General features: G+C 71.1%; 15 protein-coding genes and 1 pseudogene. 10 read left to right on the top strand and 6 right to left on the bottom strand.

All coding sequences use genetic code 11. The features are described 5' to 3' along the window. Positions 1-28 precede the first annotated feature (28 nt). Together AB5J55_RS18700 and AB5J55_RS18695 are read right to left on the bottom strand one after the other, a co-directional pair. Positions 29-691, bottom strand: a complete 663-nt coding sequence (locus AB5J55_RS18700) for a 1,4-alpha-glucan branching protein (RefSeq protein ID WP_369271785.1) — start codon at positions 689-691, stop codon at positions 29-31. 13 nt (positions 692-704) lie between these two features. Beyond that, positions 705-935 (bottom strand): annotated as a pseudogene (locus AB5J55_RS18695) (Uma2 family endonuclease); the annotation flags it as partial. A 115-nt stretch (positions 936-1,050) separates the two neighbouring features. On the opposite strand from AB5J55_RS18695, the gene AB5J55_RS18690 reads away from it, so the two are divergent. Further along, a complete protein-coding gene (locus tag AB5J55_RS18690) occupies positions 1,051-1,797 on the top strand; it encodes an aminoglycoside adenylyltransferase family protein (RefSeq protein WP_369271784.1) in 747 nt (248 codons plus the stop codon). Here AB5J55_RS18690 and AB5J55_RS18685 read toward each other — a convergent pair. Next, the gene (locus AB5J55_RS18685; RefSeq protein ID WP_369271783.1) at positions 1,785-2,459 is read right to left on the bottom strand and encodes an SGNH/GDSL hydrolase family protein; all 675 of its coding nucleotides are present in this window, start codon (positions 2,457-2,459) and stop codon (positions 1,785-1,787) included. The two genes, AB5J55_RS18690 and AB5J55_RS18685, sit on opposite strands and share 13 nt — an antisense overlap. Before the next feature lie 132 nt (positions 2,460-2,591). Here AB5J55_RS18685 and AB5J55_RS18680 point away from each other — a divergent pair, with 132 nt between their 5' ends. Next, positions 2,592-3,566 carry a WD40 repeat domain-containing protein gene (locus AB5J55_RS18680; protein ID WP_369271782.1) on the top strand — a complete coding sequence of 325 codons (975 nt, stop codon included), beginning with the start codon at positions 2,592-2,594 and terminating at the stop codon, positions 3,564-3,566. A gap of 712 nt (positions 3,567-4,278) precedes the next feature. Continuing rightward, on the top strand, positions 4,279-4,638 hold the full coding sequence (locus AB5J55_RS18675) for a hypothetical protein (RefSeq protein ID WP_369271781.1): 360 nt from the start codon (positions 4,279-4,281) through the stop codon (positions 4,636-4,638). Here AB5J55_RS18675 and AB5J55_RS18670 read toward each other — a convergent pair. Further along, a complete protein-coding gene (locus AB5J55_RS18670; protein ID WP_369271779.1) occupies positions 4,635-5,447 on the bottom strand; it encodes a TetR/AcrR family transcriptional regulator in 813 nt (270 codons plus the stop codon). The genes AB5J55_RS18675 and AB5J55_RS18670 overlap by 4 nt on opposite strands. A 101-nt stretch (positions 5,448-5,548) precedes the next feature. Here AB5J55_RS18670 and AB5J55_RS18665 point away from each other — a divergent pair, with 101 nt between their 5' ends. The 4 genes from AB5J55_RS18665 (at position 5,549) to AB5J55_RS18650 (ending at position 10,267) form a co-directional block, all read left to right on the top strand. Beyond that, a complete protein-coding gene (locus AB5J55_RS18665) occupies positions 5,549-6,538 on the top strand; it encodes an ATP-binding cassette domain-containing protein (protein ID WP_369271778.1) in 990 nt (329 codons plus the stop codon). After that, complete coding sequence (locus tag AB5J55_RS18660) at positions 6,535-7,356, top strand: ABC transporter permease (RefSeq protein ID WP_369271777.1); 822 nt, start codon at positions 6,535-6,537, stop codon at positions 7,354-7,356. The genes AB5J55_RS18665 and AB5J55_RS18660 overlap by 4 nt, the downstream gene beginning before the upstream one ends. Positions 7,357-7,484: 128 nt before the next feature. Continuing rightward, positions 7,485-9,035: a cellulase family glycosylhydrolase gene (locus tag AB5J55_RS18655; RefSeq protein ID WP_369271776.1), complete on the top strand. Its 1,551-nt coding sequence runs from the start codon at positions 7,485-7,487 to the stop codon at positions 9,033-9,035. A gap of 137 nt (positions 9,036-9,172) precedes the next feature. Next, entirely contained in the window at positions 9,173-10,267 is a 1,095-nt protein-coding gene (locus AB5J55_RS18650; RefSeq protein ID WP_369271775.1) for a serine hydrolase domain-containing protein, read from the top strand. Between the two features lie 57 nt (positions 10,268-10,324). On the opposite strand, the gene serC is transcribed toward AB5J55_RS18650, so the two are convergent. Beyond that, entirely contained in the window at positions 10,325-11,443 is a 1,119-nt protein-coding gene (serC, locus tag AB5J55_RS18645; protein WP_328880914.1) for a phosphoserine transaminase, read from the bottom strand. A 181-nt stretch (positions 11,444-11,624) separates the two neighbouring features. Here serC and AB5J55_RS18640 point away from each other — a divergent pair, with 181 nt between their 5' ends. The 3 genes from AB5J55_RS18640 (at position 11,625) to AB5J55_RS18630 (ending at position 16,936) form a co-directional block, all read left to right on the top strand. After that, positions 11,625-14,507 carry an FAD-binding and (Fe-S)-binding domain-containing protein gene (locus AB5J55_RS18640; RefSeq protein ID WP_369271774.1) on the top strand — a complete coding sequence of 961 codons (2,883 nt, stop codon included), beginning with the start codon at positions 11,625-11,627 and terminating at the stop codon, positions 14,505-14,507. A gap of 196 nt (positions 14,508-14,703) precedes the next feature. Further along, positions 14,704-15,828, top strand: a complete 1,125-nt coding sequence (locus tag AB5J55_RS18635) for a lipid II:glycine glycyltransferase FemX (protein WP_369271773.1) — start codon at positions 14,704-14,706, stop codon at positions 15,826-15,828. Between the two features lie 145 nt (positions 15,829-15,973). Then, positions 15,974-16,936, top strand: a complete 963-nt coding sequence (locus AB5J55_RS18630; RefSeq protein WP_369271772.1) for a DMT family transporter — start codon at positions 15,974-15,976, stop codon at positions 16,934-16,936. 291 nt (positions 16,937-17,227) lie between these two features. Here the strand turns inward: AB5J55_RS18630 and AB5J55_RS18625 are convergent, their stop codons facing one another. Continuing rightward, positions 17,228-18,175, bottom strand: a complete 948-nt coding sequence (locus AB5J55_RS18625) for a hypothetical protein (RefSeq protein ID WP_369271771.1) — start codon at positions 18,173-18,175, stop codon at positions 17,228-17,230. Between the last annotated feature and the right edge of the window lie 226 nt (positions 18,176-18,401).

The following is an 18,401-nucleotide window of genomic DNA, read 5'->3' as shown; positions in this document are numbered from 1 at the left end:
AGTGCACGCTAGCCGCGTGGAGTGCGCTCTAGGCAAGGTCCCGATGGGTGGTGTGCAGGGCGGCGAACACGGCGCGTGCTCTGGTGCCGTCCGGCAGCTGCCAGGCGCCGGTGATGTGACCGTCCGCGTCCTGAGGGGCCTGCACGGCGGGGCGCAGGACCCGGTGGAGGCGGAGCACGACTGTGCCGTCGGACGTGCGCAGCTCAGTGCCGTCCTGGTCGTCGGTCGCCGTGGCGGTGCGGGCGGCTGCGGACGGGGAGCCCTCACCCGTGTAGGAGCGGGTGACCTCCCGGTCGGGCGCGTCGCTGATGCTCTGGGCCTGCGCCTGGGCCCGGCCCTCGATCAGGGCCAGCAACCGGTCTACCAGCACAGGGTCGTGGCAGCCGTCGTAGGCCCAGCGCTGCCCCAGCACGCCGTGCTCCATGGTGCCGACGAGGGCGTGGTCGGCGCCGTCGAGGGGGGCGCCGCGATAGCTGAGCGGCACGAGGTAGTGGACCGGTTGGGCGCCGGAGGCATCCGTGGCGACCATGAACTCGATTCCGACCTCGCCCGCGGGGTCGTCCAGCCGGAATCCGCCGGCCTTGGTCAACTCCGGTTCACCGGCGCCGACGTACCAGGGGCGGGTGGGCAGCCAGGAGGCGAGCAGTTCGAGCTTGGTCGGTTTGAGGGTGGTGTGGTGGATGACGGCCATGGCCCACAGCTTTTCATCGGTCGCGGGGGAAGTCCTCGGTCTTGAGGACGAGGTCGACCACCGTGCCGGTCAGGTCGACGTCGGTACCGAAGTCGACCCGGGTCTCGGTGGCGTAGGTGCCGTCCTTGGGGACGGTGTAGACGTGGCAGCGTCCCTGGTACGGGTCGGCGATCACGTAGACAGGGACCTCGGCCTCCGCGTACGCGAGTTTCTTTCGGCCGTAGTCGTTTGCGGCCGATGTCTTGATCCTGTCTTCAAGGACGGTCATCGTGGCGCTCCTACCCGGCTGCCCCACGGACAGATGCAGCCGCGCACTCCAACGATACGCACAGTGACCGTGACACGGAGATGAAGCTCACATGCAGGCCCCAGAGGCCCCCCTCCTTCCCTTCCTCCGCCACACCTTCGGCACCAGCCTCCTAGGCATCTACCTCCACGGCTCCGCCACCCTCGGCGGCCTGCGCCCGCACAGTGACATCGACGTCCTGGTCGTCGTGAGCGAACCGACCACCCACGCACAACGCCGCGTTCTCGTCGAGGAGTTGCTGAAGGTGTCCGGTGGAGCCACCCGCCCCGTCGAGCTCATCGTCGTCGTACAGGACGACGTACGGCCGTGGCGTTATCCGCCCATCTGCGAGTTCCTGTACGGGGAGTGGCTGCGGGACGAGTACGAGCGGGGGACCGTCCCCGGGCCCGAGCCCATGCCCGACCTCGCGCCCCTCCTGACCATGGTGCTTCTCGCCGACGCACCGCTGTACGGCCCCCCGCCCGCCGACCTCCTCGCCCCCGTCCCACCCGCAGACCTCAGGAGTGCGATCACCGCCGGAGTCCCCGACCTGCTCGCGGAGTTGGACACCGACACCCGCAACGTCCTGCTCACCCTCGCCCGGATCTGGACCACCCTCGCCACCGGGGCGATCCGCTCGAAGGACGCCGCCGCCGACTGGGCGCTCGCCCGGCTCCCCGCCGAACACCGTCCCGTCCTCGCGCACGCCCGTGCCATCTACCTGGGTGACGAGGAGGAGCGCTGGGGTGACGACGTCCGCCCCGGCGTGCGCCCCTGCGCCGACCACCTCGTCCGGGCGATCGAGCGTCAGACCTCGTAGGGCTCGCCCAGGTCCCACGCCTGGTACATCGCCTCCGCGAAGGCCTCCGCGATCTTGTGCTCGCCGCTCGCGTTCGGGTGGGTGCCGTCGTACGTGTCGAGATTGATGTCGTACGACGGGGGAGGCGACGCCAGGAGCAGCGGCGAGCGCGGCTCGTCCAGGTCGGCGACCGTCTTCGCCAGCAGCTCGTTGAAACGGCTGACCTCGGCGGCGAAGGACGCCTCCGACTCGGCGCGGACGTTCGGGATCACAGGCAGCACGACGATCCGCACCCGGGGGTTCGCGGACCGCGCCTCGGCCACGAAGTTGCGGGCGTTCTCCGCCGTCTGCTCGGCGTTCGTGTAGAAGCCGAGGTCGATCAGGCCCAGCGACACCAGCAGCACATCCGCCCGGCACGACCGCACCGCCTCGCCGATCACCGGCGCCATGTGCAGCCAGCCCTCGCCCCAGCCGGCGAGGTGCGCACGGGGGAAGTCGGGGTCGGCGTACTCGTACGAGGTGGGGGAGTCCGTCGCCTTGTCGTGCAGCGTCTCGCGCGGGCCGACGAGGGCGAAGGGGCCGCCGTACGTCTCACGCAGGTGCTGCCACATGCGGTAGCGCCACGTGTGTTCGCCGGCGCTGCCGATGGTCTGGGAGTCGCCGACGGGCATGAACCTGAGCATCCGCTCATGATGGACGATCGCTACCCATCGGTATGGCCGGGCGGGGTGTGAAGCCCGACACGCCCCCACATCCCAGGGCCGCCCCCGCCGACCCGGCCTCCGAACGGTCTGGCCGAATGGCAGGCTTGGGGCATGCGTCGACCGCTCGCCATTCTCGCCGGGGTCCTCCTCACCGGTGCGCTCACCCTGCCCGCCTCAGCCGCCGACGGCGACGAGGACTTCACGATCAAGGACCCGCGCATCACGGAGTCCAGCGGCCTCGCCGCGTCGCGACAGCACCCCGGCATCTACTGGACGCACAACGACCAGGACACGGGCGCCTTCCTCTACGCGGTGGACAGCAGGACCGGCGAGACGGTCGCGACGATCACCATGACCGGGGTGGGCACCCCGCGGGACGTGGAGGCGATCTCCATGGGCCCGGACAACCAGCTCTACGTCGGCGACATCGGCGACAACGACGGTGTGCAGTGGCCCTATGTGTGGGTCTACCGCCTCCCCGAGCCCAAGACGCTGAAGGACCAGGCGATCCGTGCCACGCAGTACGTGGTGAAGTACTCCGACGGCACCCGTGACGCCGAGTCGCTCGTCGTGCACCCCAAGACCGGCCGCGTCTACATCATCGACAAGCAGGAGGACGGCGGGCACCTGTACGAGGGCCCGGCCGAGCTCTCCGCCTCCGGCACGAACGTCTTCAAGCCCGCCGTCCCCGTCGACATGTGGGCCACCGACGCGGCCTTCTCCCCGGACGGCAAGACCCTCGCCGTACGCGGCTACTTCGGCGGCGTCGCCTACGACTGGAACGGCGGCAAGCTCAAGCGGCTGGAGCGCATCAGCGTGCCCCTCGGGCAGGGCGAGTCCGCCAGCTACTCGACGGACGGCACCAAGCTCATGCTCGGCAGCGAGGGCGCCGGAAGCTCCGTCGTCGCGAACGACGCCCCCGGGGACACCGGCCCCTCCGACTCCTCTTCGGGCGGCGGCGGTTCGGCCTCGTCCGACGACGGCGGGGACAACGGGCGGACCGGCGATCTGAAGGTCGGTGCCATCGCCGTGGTCGTCGCGTGTGTGGTCGTGTTCGGGTTGCGGCGGCTCTTGCGGAGGGGATGAGGGAGAGCACGCACGATCGGTGAACGGGCAGACGGGCCCCGATAACGTCACCCGGCCCCGGCCGCCGATCTTGCTCGAAGGATCCTCGCGCTCAGCATGGACAGCCCACCCGTGGCACCCGACATCGCCCAGGCGCTCAGACACAACCGCACGCTGCTCCACCGGCACACCGCCGCGCGCCTTGCGCTCGCTGCCGGGCTGATCGCGGGTGCCGTTCGTGGCGCACTGGGGCGGGTACGACGCCGCGCCGCCCGTGTTCGGCGTCCCGGCCGGGATGTTCGTGCTGATCTTCCTGTTGCCTCGGCTGGGGCGTGGGTCGCGGCTCAGGGTGTGCGAGAAGTTGCTGCGCGCCTACCCCCTGGAGTACCGCACGCGGGTGGTCAAGAAGGGCTCCGAGTGGAAGTACATGGGCGATGTGCACACCGGCCGGCTCACCGTCCGGCTCACGGTGCGCGGGCAGCACGGTGCCTCTTCGCGTACCAGGCGATCAAGCCGCGCGGGGCGACCGACGCGGCGAGCAGCACCGCCGGGAACCCTCGCGGCGGCAGAGGGTGGCCGACCGGGTCGGGTACGCCGTCCTGGTCGCCGTCCCCGCGGGCCTCCTGAGCTTCATCGCCATGCTCGCGGAGCCGTCGGCCCAGCCTCGCCCTGGGGCTGCCGACAGGACGCGCGGTGGGCAAGCTCGCGCGAAATGGACCCTGCGCAACGGACCTTGACCAACGGACCCGAGCAGATTGCGAGCCGCGCCGTGATTCGAGATCTCTACAACGTCCGGTCGCGGCCCGCGGAGAGCGAGAGCATCATCATGCCGCTCACCGACGAGGAAGAGCAGCGCGTCCGGTCGGTCCTGTTCAGCGAACTCGGCAACCGGATCGCCGACCAGGGCTGGGTGCGCTTCCCGGCGTACACGCTGGAGGACCGCCGCCGCCTGGTCGCCGTCGCGCACCGCCTCACCGCCCACTGGGGGCAACAGGTGTTCGTCGAGGCGGAAGACCACACCCGCGTCAGGCTCAGCCTCGCTGGACACGAAGCCCTGCCGGGCCTGCCGGAGCCGTCGATGGCGCGTCCCTAGAGCTGCCCCTTCACTTCGCTGTCGGCCCCGCCGGCCGTTCCGGCGCGCCGGGCGACCAAGACCTCGAGTCCGTCCAGGATCCGTTGCAGGCCGAACTCGAAGTGGTCGAACTCGTTGCCCCAGGTGTTCTCGTCGAGTGAGGCGAGCAGCGGGTAGCGGCCGGAGGCCATGATCTTCTCCAGCATCGGGGCCTGGGCCTCCCAGAACTCCGTGTCGGTCAGGCCCGTGCGGCGCTCCGCCTCCTGCGCGTACAGCTGGGTGCGCGCGGCGCCGACGACGTAGCCGTCGATCATGATGATCGCGGAGATCAGCTCGGGATCGGTCAGGCCCATCGGCTTGATGCGGTCGAGGACCTTCTCCATGCCGTCGAGGGCGCTCGGACCGAGGATCGGGCGGGACTGGTTGACCTGGAGCAGCCAGGGGTGGCGGCGGTAGAGGTCGAGGGTCGCACGACCCAGGGCCTCCAGGGCCGAGCGCCAGCCGGCGTCACCGAGGTCGGCCGGGTTCTCCGAGGGGCGCTGGACGCGGTCCAGCATCAGGTCGAGCAGCTCGGCCTTGCCGGGGACGTAGCGGTACAGCGACATCGTGCCCGTGCCCAGCTCGGTGGCGATGCGGCGCATGGACACCGACTCCAGGCCCTCGGCGTCCGCGACCCGGACGCCCGCTTCCACGATCTGGTCCAGTGTGAGGGTCGGCTTGGGCCCCCGGCTCGGGCGTCGGCCGGTGTCCCACAGCAGCTCCATCGTGCGCGCGATGTCGCCGCTGCCGCTGGTCTGCGTACCGCTGGTGCCGCCCTTGCCGCTCGTCATGCACTTCACCTTAAGTCCTCCGAAAAAAATTGGGTACGGTGTACGCGTAATCGGGTACGGTGTACTCAGTTAGCGATGCTCGGCTATCGAGAGGGGGACCCATGGGCGACGACGGACACGGCGGAGACGGCTACGCGGTGCGGGCCGAGGGGCTGGAGAAGCGGTACGGCGAGAAGCGTGCCCTCGACGGCTTCGACCTGGCCGTCCGCGAGGGGACGGTGCACGGCCTGCTCGGCCCGAACGGCGCAGGCAAGACCACCGCCGTACGCATCCTGTCCACGCTGATCAGGCTGGACGGCGGCCGGGCGACGGTGGCCGGGCTGGACGTGGCCCGGCAGCCGCGCGAGGTGCGCGCACGGATCGGGCTGACCGGGCAGTACGCCGCCGTGGACGAGGTGCTCACCGGCCGGCAGAACCTGGAGATGTTCGGCCGGCTCTTCCACCTCGGCGGCAAGCGGGCCAAACTGCGGGCCGTCGAGCTGCTGGAGCAGTTCGACCTGACCGACGCCGCCGACAAGGGCGTCGGCAAGTACAGCGGTGGCATGAGGCGCCGCCTCGACCTCGCCGCCTCGATGATCCTCGCCCCGTCCGTTCTCTTCCTCGACGAGCCGACGACGGGACTGGACCCGCGCAGCCGCGGTGAAGTCTGGGCCTCCGTGAGGGCGTTGGTGGCGAGCGGCACGACCGTACTGCTGACCACGCAGTACCTGGAGGAGGCCGACAAGCTCGCCTCGCGCATCACCGTCATCGACCAGGGCCGGGCCATCGCGGACGACACCCCCGACGGGCTGAAGAACCTCGTCGGCGGCGACCGTATCGAGGTCGTCGTCGCCGAGCGGTCCGACATCGCGCGCGTGGTGAAGGTGGTCGCCCGTGTCTCGGACGGCGAACCCGAGGCGGACGAGCAGGAGTCGCGGGTGCACGCCTCGGTCACCGACCGGGTGTCCGCCCTGACGGAGGTCGCGCGGACGCTGCAGGACGAGGGCGTCCAGGTCGAGGACATCGGGCTGCGCAGGCCGAGCCTGGACGACGTCTTCCTGCGCCTGACCGGACACCGCACCGAGAAGACCGAGAAGGAGGCCGTCGCATGACCGCCGTAGACCTGACCGTCCCGGCCACGCGCGGCCGGCTGTACTGGACCCTCGCCGACGTCTGGAACATCGTCCGCCGCGGCCTGACCCACTATCAGCGTCAACCGGTCAACATCGCCTGGCAGCTGGGCTTCCCGATCCTGTCCGTCCTGCTCTACGGCTATGTCTTCGGCAGCGCCATGAAGGTGCCCGGCGGCGGGGACTACAAGGACTTCCTGATGCCGGGCATGTTCGTGATGACGATGGCGTTCGGCTTCATCAACACCGCGACGCTCATCGTCTACGACTCGACGAAGGGCGTCATCGACCGTTTCCGTTCGATGCCCATGGCCTCGTCGGCCGTCGTCGCCGGCCGCGGGATCACCGATCTGCTGGCCGCCTGCGCGGAGTTGGCGATCATGATGCTGACCGCCTTCGCGATGGGCTGGCGCCCGGACGGCGGATTCGGCTTCCTCGGTGCGTTCGGGCTGCTGCTGTGGCTGCGGTTCGCGCTGATCTGGATCGGTGTGTGGCTGGGCCTGCTCGTACCCAACCCGGAGGCCGCGGGCGGCCTGTTCGCCGTCGCCTTCCCGCTCACGATGATCTCCAGCATCTACGTCGCGCCGCAGCTGATGCCGGACTGGCTGGGCTGGGTGGCGGCCTGGAACCCGATCTCGTCCACGGCGGCGGCCAGCCGTGAGCTGTTCGGGGTGCCGGCCGGGAGCGGGGACTCCTGGGTGGAGCAGCACGCGCTGCTGATGGCGGGGGTGTGGCCGGTGATCCTGACGGCGATCTTCCTGCCGCTGGCGGTGCGGAGGTTCCAGAAGCTGAGCCGCTGACTCGGACGGGCGGATGCCGCGCACCTCCTTGACGTGCCCATGGCGCGTTAGTTTCCTGGGAGGTGCGCGGTGCGTGGGAGCGCTCCCAACGGTTTCGGGGCCGCGCCTTCCCGAGAGGAACAAGGGACATGTTCCGCAGCTTGCGAAGAGCGCTGTGCGCTGCCGCGGTGGCTCTGCTGTTACCGCTGGGCGCCGGTGCGCAGTCGGCCGGTGCGGCGGGTGCGTCGGCGGGCGTTCGAGCGACCGCCGAGGCCGGCGCCGGCTACTGGCACACCAGCGGGCGGCAGATCCTGGACGCGGCCGGGCAGCCGGTCCGTATCGCCGGAATCAACTGGTTCGGCTTCGAGACCGGCAACCACGTCGTCCACGGCCTGTGGACGCGCGACTACAAGAGCATGCTCGACCAGATGAGGTCGCTGGGCTACAACACCCTGCGCCTGCCCTTCAGTGACGACATCCTCAAGCCCGGCACCATGCCGGACGGCATCAACTTCGCCGACGGCAAGAATGCCGACCTCCAGGGGCTGACGTCCCTGCAGGTCCTGGACCGGATCGTGGCGTACGCCGGTCAGGCCGGCCTGAAGATCGTCCTCGACCGGCATCGCCCCGACGCGGGCGGCCAGTCGGCGCTCTGGTACACGGCGTCCGTGCCCGAGTCGACGTGGATCGCCAACCTCAAGGCGCTGGCGGCGCGTTACGCCGGCACCCCGACCGTCGTCGGCATCGACCTGCACAACGAGCCCCACGACCCCGCCTGCTGGGGCTGCGGCGACACGACCAGGGACTGGCGCCTTGCGGCCCAACGGGCCGGGAACGCCGTCCTGTCCGTCAACCCGCAGCTGCTGATCATGGTCGAGGGCGTCCAGTCGTACGAGGGTGTCAGTGGCTGGTGGGGCGGCAACCTGATGGGCGTGGCCCGGTACCCGGTCCAGCTGGACGTCCCGAACCGGCTCGTGTACTCGGCCCACGACTACGCCACCAGCGTGGCCCAGCAGCCCTGGTTCACCGACCCGTCCTTCCCCGACAACATGCCGGGCGTCTGGGACAGGTACTGGGGCTACCTCTTCAAGCAGAACATCGCCCCGGTCTGGCTCGGCGAGTTCGGTACGACCCTCCAGTCGACGGTGGACCAGAAGTGGCTGGCCGCGCTGGTGACGTACCTGCGGTCGACGTCGGCGTACGGCGCGGACTCGTTCCACTGGACGTTCTGGTCCTGGAATCCCAACTCCGGTGACACGGGCGGGATCCTGAAGGACGACTGGCAGACCGTGGACACCGTGAAGGACGGCTACCTGGCGAGCATCAAGGCGCCGGGATTCCCGGGCGGCGGCGGGGGTGACCCCGACCCGGACCCGGATCCCGACCCCGGCGGAGGCAAGGCCGCCTGCAGCGCCGTCTACACCGTCAGCAGCGACTGGGGTGGCGGTTTCAACGCCGAGGTGAAGGTCACCAACACGGGGACGGCTCCGGTCAACTCCTGGAAGGTGACCTGGACCTGGGGCGGACCACAGCGGGTGACGTCCATGTGGAACGCGACGTACGCCCAGACAGGGGCGACCGTGACCGCGTCCAACGCCGTCCACAACGGGGTGGTCCCGGTGGGCGGTTCGGTGAGCTTCGGGTTCGGGGGTGCGCCCGGGGGCGGGGGTGCGCCGAGCGTGAACTGTACGGCCGCATAGGGAAGGTGGCCGTACGCGAGGAGGGCGCCCGGTGATTGCCGGGTGCCCTTCGTCGTCGGATCATCGCGCTTGATTCGGTATTACGTAATGACGTAATCTCGTGGAAACGGCTGGTGATCTCGACGGGGGAGCAATCCATGAACCGAAGGAAGTTTCTTGGCGTGGCGACGACGGCGGCAGGCGCGTCGCTGCTGCCCGGCAACGCCGCAGCCGCCGACGACGCACTGCCCAAGCTCGTCAGGCGATACCTGGACCAGGCGCTGGCAGCAGGCAGTCCCAGTGTGATCTGCGGAGTCATCCACGGTCGGCGCACACACGTCGAGGGCGCGGGCGCGGCGGTGGGGCGGGCGGCGCCGGACGGCAGGACGGTGTTCCAACTCGGCTCCATAGCCAAGACGCTCACCGCCACGGCACTCGCGCGCGCCGTGAGCACGGGCGCAGCCCGCCTGGACGCGCCACTCGTGCTGCCCGCCCGGTTCCCCATACCGCGCAAGGGGACTCGGCGGATCACCCTGGCCCACCTGGCGACCCACACCTCCGGTCTGCCCTCCCTGCCGCCGAACCTGCTCGCAGGGGCGGATCCGTACGACCCCTACGCGCACTACACGCTCGACGACCTGGCCGCCGGACTGCGCAGCACGGAGCTGAGCACCGAGCCGGGTGAGGTCCACGCGTACTCGAACCTTGGGTTCGGTCTGCTCGGCCAGGCGCTGGCCTTCGACGACGTCGACTCGATGCTGCGGCACCGGGTGGCGGCGCCGCTCGGCATGGTGGACACCACTACGACCCTGCGGCCGGACATGGAGTCCCGCAAGGCTGTCGGGCATTTCGACGGAGAGCCCGTTCCTGACTGGCACGACCAGGTTCTCAGCGCGGCCGGGACGTCGATGTACAGCACCGCTGATGACATGGTGCGCTTCCTGTGCTCCCAACTCCGGCCCGAGCGCTCGCCGTTGCGGGACGCCATCGAACTGACCCAGCGGCCCCGGTTCACGGTGGACCGGAACCTGCGGCTCGGGCTCGGCTGGCACCTGAGCCGGCTGCCCGACGGCCGCACCATGACCTGGCACAACGGCGGCACCGGCGGATTCAGCACCTGCGCCGCGTTCAGCCGGGAGAGCGGCACGGCGGTGGTGATGATGGTGAACACCTTCAGCGAGGAGACCGCGACCGCCGCCCGCCCGGTCGACGCCCTCACCTTCCGCCTGTTCGGTGAGCTCGGCGCGGCCTGAGTACGACGAAGGGCGCCCGGTGTTCGCCGGGCGCCCTTCGTCGTCGTAGCAGAACGACTACAGCTTCTCGATGACGTAGTCGACGCACTTCGTCAGCGCCTCGACGTCCGCGGGGTCGATCGCCGGGAACATCGCGACGCGCAGCTGGTTGCGGCCGAGCTTGCGGTAGGGCTCGGTGTCGACGATGCCGTTGGCGCGCAGGACCTTGGCGACGGCGGCGGCGTCGATCTCGTCCGTGAAGTCGATCGTGCCGATGACCGCCGAGCGCTTGGCCGGGTCGGTGACGAACGGGTTCGCGTACTTGATGTCCTCGGCCCAGCCGTACAGGGTGCGGGCGGAGGTGGCGGTGCGGCGGACGGCCCAGTCCAGGCCACCCTGGCCGTTGATCCACTCCAGCTGCTGGTTGAGCATGAAGAGGGTGGCCAGGGCCGGGGTGTTGTACGTCTGGTTCTTGCGGGAGTTGTCGATCGCCGTGGGCAGCGAGAAGAACTCCGGGATGTGGCGGCCCGATGCGTGGACGCGCTCGGCGCGCTCGATCGCGGCCGGGGAGAAGACGCCGATCCACAGGCCGCCGTCGGAGGCGAAGGACTTCTGCGGGGCGAAGTAGTAGACGTCCGTCTCGGACACGTCCACCGGGAGGCCGCCGGCGCCGGAGGTGGCGTCGACCAGGACCAGCGAGCCCTCGTCGGCACCTGCCACGCGCTTGATCGGCATGGCGACGCCGGTCGAGGTCTCGTTGTGGGTGAAGGCGTAGACGTCGACGCCCGCCGCGGCGACCGGCTCCGGGTGCGTGCCGGGGTCGGCGGAGATGACGTCCGGCTCGGCCAGCCAGGGGGCGAGCTTGGCGGCCTTGGCGAACTTGGAGCTGAACTCGCCGAAGGTGAGGTGCTGCGACTTGTTCTCGATCAGGCCGTGCGTCGCGATGTCCCAGAAGGCGGTCGAGCCGCCGTTGCCGAGGACGACCTCGTAGCCGTCGGGGAGCTGGAACAGCTCGCTGATGCCCTCGCGCACCTGGCCGACCAGGTTCTTGACCGGGGCCTGGCGGTGGGAGGTGCCGAGCAGGGAGGTTCCGGTGGCGGCCAGCGCGTCCAGCGCTTCCGTCCGCACCTTGGAGGGGCCCGCGCCGAAACGTCCGTCGGCGGGCTTGATGTCAGCGGGAATCTGGATCTCAGCCACGGTGGGAGCGTAGCCGTTTCGGGAAACCTTGGTGAAACCTCGTCCGTCGGGTGAGACGGCGTTTCGGCGGGCGTCGGACCTGGGGGGCTGCCGCCCCCGGACCCCCGCTTCGGCCTGAACGGCCTCGTCCTCAAACGCCGGACGGGCTGGAATGCCGGACGTCGGCTGGTTTGCTGGAGGGATGACGGATCTCGAAGCTGCGCTGCGTACCGTCGTCCGGGGCGAGGTCGGGTTCGATGTCACCTCCCGGGCGTTGACGACCATGGACGCGTCCAACTACCGACGCGTCCCGTTGGGTGTGGTGGCGCCGCAGGACGCCGACGACGTCGCCGCCGTGCTGGAGGTGTGCCGGGACCACATGGTGCCGGTCGTGGCACGCGGCGGAGGTACCTCGATCGCGGGACAGGCCACCGGCACCGGTGTCGTGCTGGACTTCACCCGGCACATGAACCGGCTCGTGTCCCTGGACGCGGACACCCGTACCGCTGTCGTCCAGCCCGGCCTCGTCCTCGACCGGCTCCAGGATGCCGCCGCCCCGCACGGACTCCGCTTCGGCCCCGACCCCTCCACCCACAGCCGCTGCACGCTCGGCGGAATGATCGGCAACAACTCCTGCGGCTCGCACTCGGTGGCGTGGGGGACGACCGCGGACAGCGTGCGGCAGCTGGACGTGATCAGCGGGCGTGGGGAGCGGTTGCGGCTCGGGCAGGGGTGGGCCGGTGCGCCGCAGGGGCTGCGGGACCTGGTGGAGGGGGACCTGACCCGGCTGCGGACCGGCTTCCCCGAACTGCCCCGCCGTATCTCCGGATACGCGCTCGACGCCCTGCTGCCCGAGAACGGCGCCGACGTCGCCCGTTCCTTCTGCGGGAGCGAGGGCACCCTCGGGATCCTCACCGAGGCGGCCGTACGGCTGGTGGAGGCGCCACGCGCGCGTGCGCTCGCCGTGCTGGCGTACCCCGACGAGAGCGCCGCCGCGGAAGCCGCGGCCGGGTTGCTGCCGTACGGGCCGCTGACCGTGGAGGGCATGGCGGAGGACCTGGTGCCGGAGTCGGCCTCCGCCGTGCTGCCGCGGGGCGGGGCGTGGCTGTTCGTGGAGACGGGCGGGGAGTCGGAGAGCGAGGCACGCGCGCGTGCGGAGGGGATCGTGCGGGCCGCCGATGTCGTCGACGCGGTCGTCGTCACCGATCCGGCCGGGCAGCGGGCCCTGTGGCGCATCCGGGAGGACGCGAGCGGTACGGCGACCCGGATGCCGGACGGCAGTGAGGCCTGGCCCGGCTGGGAGGACTGCGCGGTGCCGCCCGAGCGCCTAGGGGCGTATCTGCGGGACTTCCGCGCGCTGCTGACCGCGCACGGGCTGCGCGGGACGCCGTACGGGCACTTCGGGGACGGCTGCATCCACGTCCGTATCGACTTCGACCTGCTGACGGAGGCGGGTGTCGGTCGCTTCCGGCGCTTCTCGGAGGAACTCGCCGAGGTCGTCGTGGCGCACGGGGGCTCGCTGTCGGGGGAGCACGGGGACGGGCAGGCGCGCGCCGAGCTGCTGCCGAAGATGTACGGGGAGGAGATGGTCGCCCTCTTCGAGCGGGCCAAGGGGGTGTGGGACCCGGATGATCTGCTCAACCCGGGGATGCTGGTGCGCCCCGCCCCCCTCGACTCCCACCTCCGCTTCTCCGTACTGCCGAGCAAGCCCGTGGACGTCGCCTTCGGCTACCCGGCCGACGGCGGGGACTTCTCGGCGGCCGTACGGCGCTGCGTCGGGGTCGCCAAGTGCCGTACGACGTCGGCGAGCGGCCCCGCGGTCATGTGCCCGTCCTTCAGGGCCACCGGCGCCGAGGAGCACTCCACGCGCGGGCGTGCCCGGCTGCTGCACGAGATGCTCGCCGGGGAACTGGTGACCGACGGGTGGCGGTCGACGGAGGTGCGGGACGCGCTCGATCTGTGCCTGGCCTGCAAGGGGTGCCGGTCCGACTGTCCCGTCGAGGTCGACATGGCCACGTACAAGGCGGAGTTCCTGCACCACCACTACGAGGGACGGCGCCGCCCGGCCGCGCACCACAGCATGGGGCGGCTGCCCCGGTGGCTGCGCATCGTGGCACGCACGCGTACCGCGGCGCTGGTCAACGCCCTGGCCGCCGTACGGCCGTTGGCCCGGGTGGCGAAACAGCTCGGCGGGATCGCTCCCGAGCGGGGGATTCCGCGGCTGGCGGCGCGGACGTTCAGCCGGTGGTGGGAGCGGCGGGAGAAGCCTCCCGCCGACTCGGTCGGTGACCTGGTCATCCTGTGGCCGGACACCTTCACCGAGCACCTCACGCCGTCCGTGGGGCAGTCGGCCGTACGCGTGCTGGAGGCCGCCGGACTGCGGGTGGCGCTCCCGCCGACGGTGCGGCTGACGACGCCGCCCGGGAGCGGCGGTGCGGAGGTGACCGTGGCGCTGGATCCGGTGTCCCTCCTACGGGGTCGGGAGCGGGTCTGCTGCGGGTTGACGTACCTCTCGACCGGCCAGCTCGACCGTGCCCGCGCGGTGCTGCGGCGCACGCTCGACCTCATGGAACCGGTGCTGGCGACGGACGCCCCGGTCGTGGTCCTGGAGCCGAGCTGTGCCGCCGCCCTGCGCGCCGACCTCCCGGAGCTCCTCCACGACGACCCACGGGCCCGTCTCCTGGCCGACCGCGTCCTGACCTTCGCGGAGACGCTGGAGCGCCACGCTCCCGACTGGACGCCGCCCCGCGTGGACCGGCCGGCGGTCGGACAGACGCACTGCCATCAGCACGCGGTCCTGGGGGACGCGGCCGACCGCCGGCTGCGCGAGGCGGCCGGGCTCGCCGGGGACCTGAGCGGCGGCTGCTGCGGACTCGCGGGCAACTTCGGGTTCGAGAAGGGGCACTTCGAGGTGTCGGTGGCGTGTGCGGAGGAGCGGTTGCTGCCGGCGGTGCGGGGAGCGGGGGAGGACGCCGTGGTGCTGGCGGACGGGTTCTCCTGCCGGACGCAGTTGGAGCAGCTGACGGGTGTGCCGGGGCGGCATCTGGCGGAGGTGCTGGCGGAGCGGTTGGAGGGGGACGGGTGACCGGGGGTGGCGAGTGCTCTCCGGACGGGGTGGCGGGGCTCGACGGCCGGGGATCGGGTGTTCCCGGTGGGTCGGCGGCCTGGGCTGGACGCGGGAGCGCGGCGGCTCGCGCGCGTCGGCGCTCCGCGCGCGGGGCCGGGGACGGCTGCATACGCTGGCCGGACACCGATACTGCCGCCCACAGGGAGTCCCGCACATGGCCCTCCGCGTCCAGTCCATCTCCCGCGACGAACATCTCGCGTTCGTCGCGGCCCGCCCGTCCGCGAGCCATATGCAGGTCCCGTCCTGGGGAGATGTGAAGCCGGACTGGCGGGCGGAGAGCCTGGGATGGTTCGACGAGGAGGGACGGCCGGTGGGGGCCGGACTCGTGCTCTACCGCCCGCTGCCGAAGCTGAAGAAGTACCTCGCCTACCTCCCCGAGGGCCCGCTCGTCGACTGGTACGCCCCCGACCTGTGCGAGCGCTGGCTCGAACCGCTGCTCGCTCACCTCAAGCGGCAGGGCGCCTTCTCGGTCAAGATGGGCCCACCCGTCGTCGTCCGCCGCTGGAGCACCGAGGCGGTGAAGGCGGCCATCGCCGACCCGGCCGCCCGGCGGCTGGGGGACGCGGAGCCGACGTCGTACGAACAGGACGCCCTCGACATCGCCGAACGGCTGCGGCGGGCCGGCTGGCGGCAGGCCGAGCCGGGCGGCGAGGAGGGCTTCGCGGCCGGGCAGCCGCGGTACGTGTGCCAGGTGCCGTTCGGCGGACGGTCGTTGGACGACATCCACCGCGGCCTCAACCAGCAGTGGCGGCGCAACATCAAGAAGGCCGAGAAGGCCGGAGTGAAGGTCGTGCGCGGCGGCTACGAGGACCTGCCCGCCTTCTACGAGCTCTACGCCGAGACCGCCGAGCGCGACCGTTTCATCCCGCGCCCCCTGCCCTACTTCCAGCGCATGTGGACCGCGCTCACCGCCGAGCACCCCGACCGGATGCGGCTCTACCTCGCCCACCACGACGGCGACACCCTCGCCGCCGCCACCATGCTCACCGTCGGCGACCACATCTGGTACTCCTACGGCGCCTCCACCAGCCACAAGCGCGAGGTCCAGCCCAACAACGCCATGCAGTGGCGCATGATGTCCGACGCCCACGAGCTGGGCGCCGCCGTCTACGACTTCCGCGGCATCACGGACACCCTGGAGGAGTCCAACCATCTGCTGGGCCTGCTGCGGTTCAAGGTGGGGGCGGGTGGTGAGGCCGTCGAGTACCTGGGGGAGTGGGACTTCCCGCTCAACCGGCTGCTGCACAAGGCGCTGGATCTGTACATGGCACGGCGGTAGCTCGGCGGGGTCGGCGGAGCCCGCCCGTCCATACTCTGGGACAGTGGCATAACAGGTTCACACACCTGACGATGTCCACTACCTTGGACTGTGCGGTACAGCCCGCTGAACACCGTAGTCCCCCGAGCCGAGTACTGGAACGCCCGTGAGTACCCCTGATGCCGCAGCCGTCGCCGCCGCAGCCGCCACGTCCTCGCCGACCCGCGGCCGGGCCGTTCCCGAGCCGACGCCCGGCGGCCCGCGCCGCTGGGGCTCCTTCGGGCCCGTCGGGCTGGTGCTCGCCGGCGGGATCTCCGTGCAGTTCGGCGGCGCCCTGGCGGTGAGCCTGATGCCGCGGGCCGGGGCGCTCGGTGTGGTGGCGCTGCGGCTGCTGGTCGCGGCGGTCGTCCTGCTGCTGATCTGCCGCCCCCGGCTGCGCGGCCACTCCCGCACGGACTGGGGCACGGTGGTCGTCTTCGGCATCACGATGGCCGCGATGAACGGCCTCTTCTACCAGTCTGTCGCCCGCATCCCGTTGGGCCCCGCGGTCACCCTCGAGGTGCTCGGCCCGCTCGCCCTCTCCGTGCTGTCCTCGCGCCGGGCGGTCAACGTCGTCTGGGCCGCACTCGCCCTCGGCGGGGTCTTCCTGCTCGGCGGCGGAGGCTTCGGCAGCCTCGACCCCATAGGTGTCGCCTTTGCCCTGGCTGCGGGCGCCATGTGGGCTGCCTACATCATCTTCAGCGCCCGCACGGGCCGACGCTTCCCCCAGGCCGACGGCCTGGCGCTGGCGATGGGGGTGGGAGCCGTACTGTTCCTCCCCCTGGGCATCGCCGAATCGGGGACAAAGCTCCTCGACCCCGTCACCCTCGCCCTGGGCGCGGCCGTGGCCATCCTCTCCTCGGTCCTCCCCTACACCCTCGAACTCCTCGCCCTGCGCCGCCTCCCCGCAGCGACCTTCGCCATCCTGATGAGCCTGGAACCGGCCGTCGCCGCCACCGCCGGCTTCCTCATCCTCAACCAGTCCCTCTCCGCCCTGCAGGCCCTGGCCATCGCCCTGGTCATCGCGGCGAGCATGGGCGCGGTACGGACGCAGGTGCGGCGGGGGAGGGCGCCGGCGGAGAAGGCTTAGGCGAGATCGCGGCCCGGCGGCCCTTGGCCGTCGGGGCGAGCTTGCGGCACCGGTGTCGTGCCTGTCCCGGGCCTTGGCCTTGGCACATCAGCAGTCTCTGTCGACCGGTGGCATGGTGCGCGCGCGGTTGGCGCAGTTCCTGCAGGTCGGCGGCTGTCACCGGGGCGGGGCGGCGTGCATGGGCGCGGCGGGGACGCAGATCAGGCGGGGCAGGCGCCGGCGGGGAGGAGCTTGGCGGGGTCGCGGCCCTGCGGTCCTTCCCCGCTCGGGCCGGCTTTTGCCGCCCCACCGTCACGCCTGCCCCGGCCCCTGCCGCATCAGCAGCCCCTGCAGGCCGATGCCGTGATGGGCGCGCAGTCGGCGCAGTTCCCACAGGCCCACTGCCGTCACCGAGAGGGGGGCGCCGAGCATGAACAGGATCCGGACCGGTACCGGCACGCCCGTGTAGGCGCCCGTGAACAGGTCGATCAGGGCCATCTCCCAGACCAGCGTCATGGCCAGCAGCGGCGGCATCGTCTCGTGGATGTCCGCGGTGCGGAACACGTGGAGGAGGGCCAGGCCGATACCCGCGATGACGAAGGGCAGCACCCACACGAAGGTGAGCAGGATGCCGGTGTAGGTGAGGACGGTCATCACCGGGTTGGTCGCGAAACGGCCCTCGACGAAGCCCGTGAGCACGGAGGCCGGGAACACGAACACCGCGGCCACCAGGGCGACCATCGCGCCGAAGCACTTCGCCGCCCGGCGCAGCAGCTCCCGCCGGGCCGAGGCGGAGGCCTGGGCGAGCAGGACGCCCACGACGACCGGGAAGGTCACGCAGAGCACCAGGACGCTGATCCAGGACTGGTTCAGACGGTCGCTCGCGACGTTGCCCACCGAGTCGGCGACCCTGACCGAGTCGGCGAGCTTGTAGGTGACCGACATCCACACGACCGCCGCCAGCCCCACCAAGGTGCGGATCCGCTGCATGCGGGCCACGACCGGGTCCTGGACGATGCCGGGCCTGGACGGCTTGAACACCCTGCGTGCGACGGGGACGGGACCGATCTGCCGCCACAGCCGCGTGAGGGGCCCGGGCGGGGCGGCCGGCAGGTACGGATACGGCGGGTACGGGTACGGCGCGTTGGGCTGCGGCGGGTACGGGTACGGCGCGTTGGGCGGATACCCTCCGGCCGGCGGCGGGGGCGGCTGGCCCTGCGGGTTGAAGGGTGGCTGCCCGCCCGGATTCCAGTTGCTCATTCTTGTGATTCCCCCGAGATGTGAGCGATGCGTTGCTGAAGCAACACGCGCGACGGCCGAGTGTATTGATCGCACGCCGCACAGACACCCTTCCCCTGGTGAACACTTCTCAATTAATGCAAGCATGCTTGCTTGTTTTCGCGCGCGCTGCCATGCTCCTCACCACGCCGCACCACCGAGCAGCACGCCGCACCACGCCGCACCACCCACGCACACCGCCGTGCCC

The sequence above is a fragment of the Streptomyces sp. R11 genome (assembly GCF_041051905.1).
Lineage (GTDB): Bacteria > Actinomycetota > Actinomycetes > Streptomycetales > Streptomycetaceae > Streptomyces.
The sequence above is the reverse complement of the archived record's forward strand: the minus strand, read 5'-3'. Positions and strand labels throughout refer to the sequence as shown.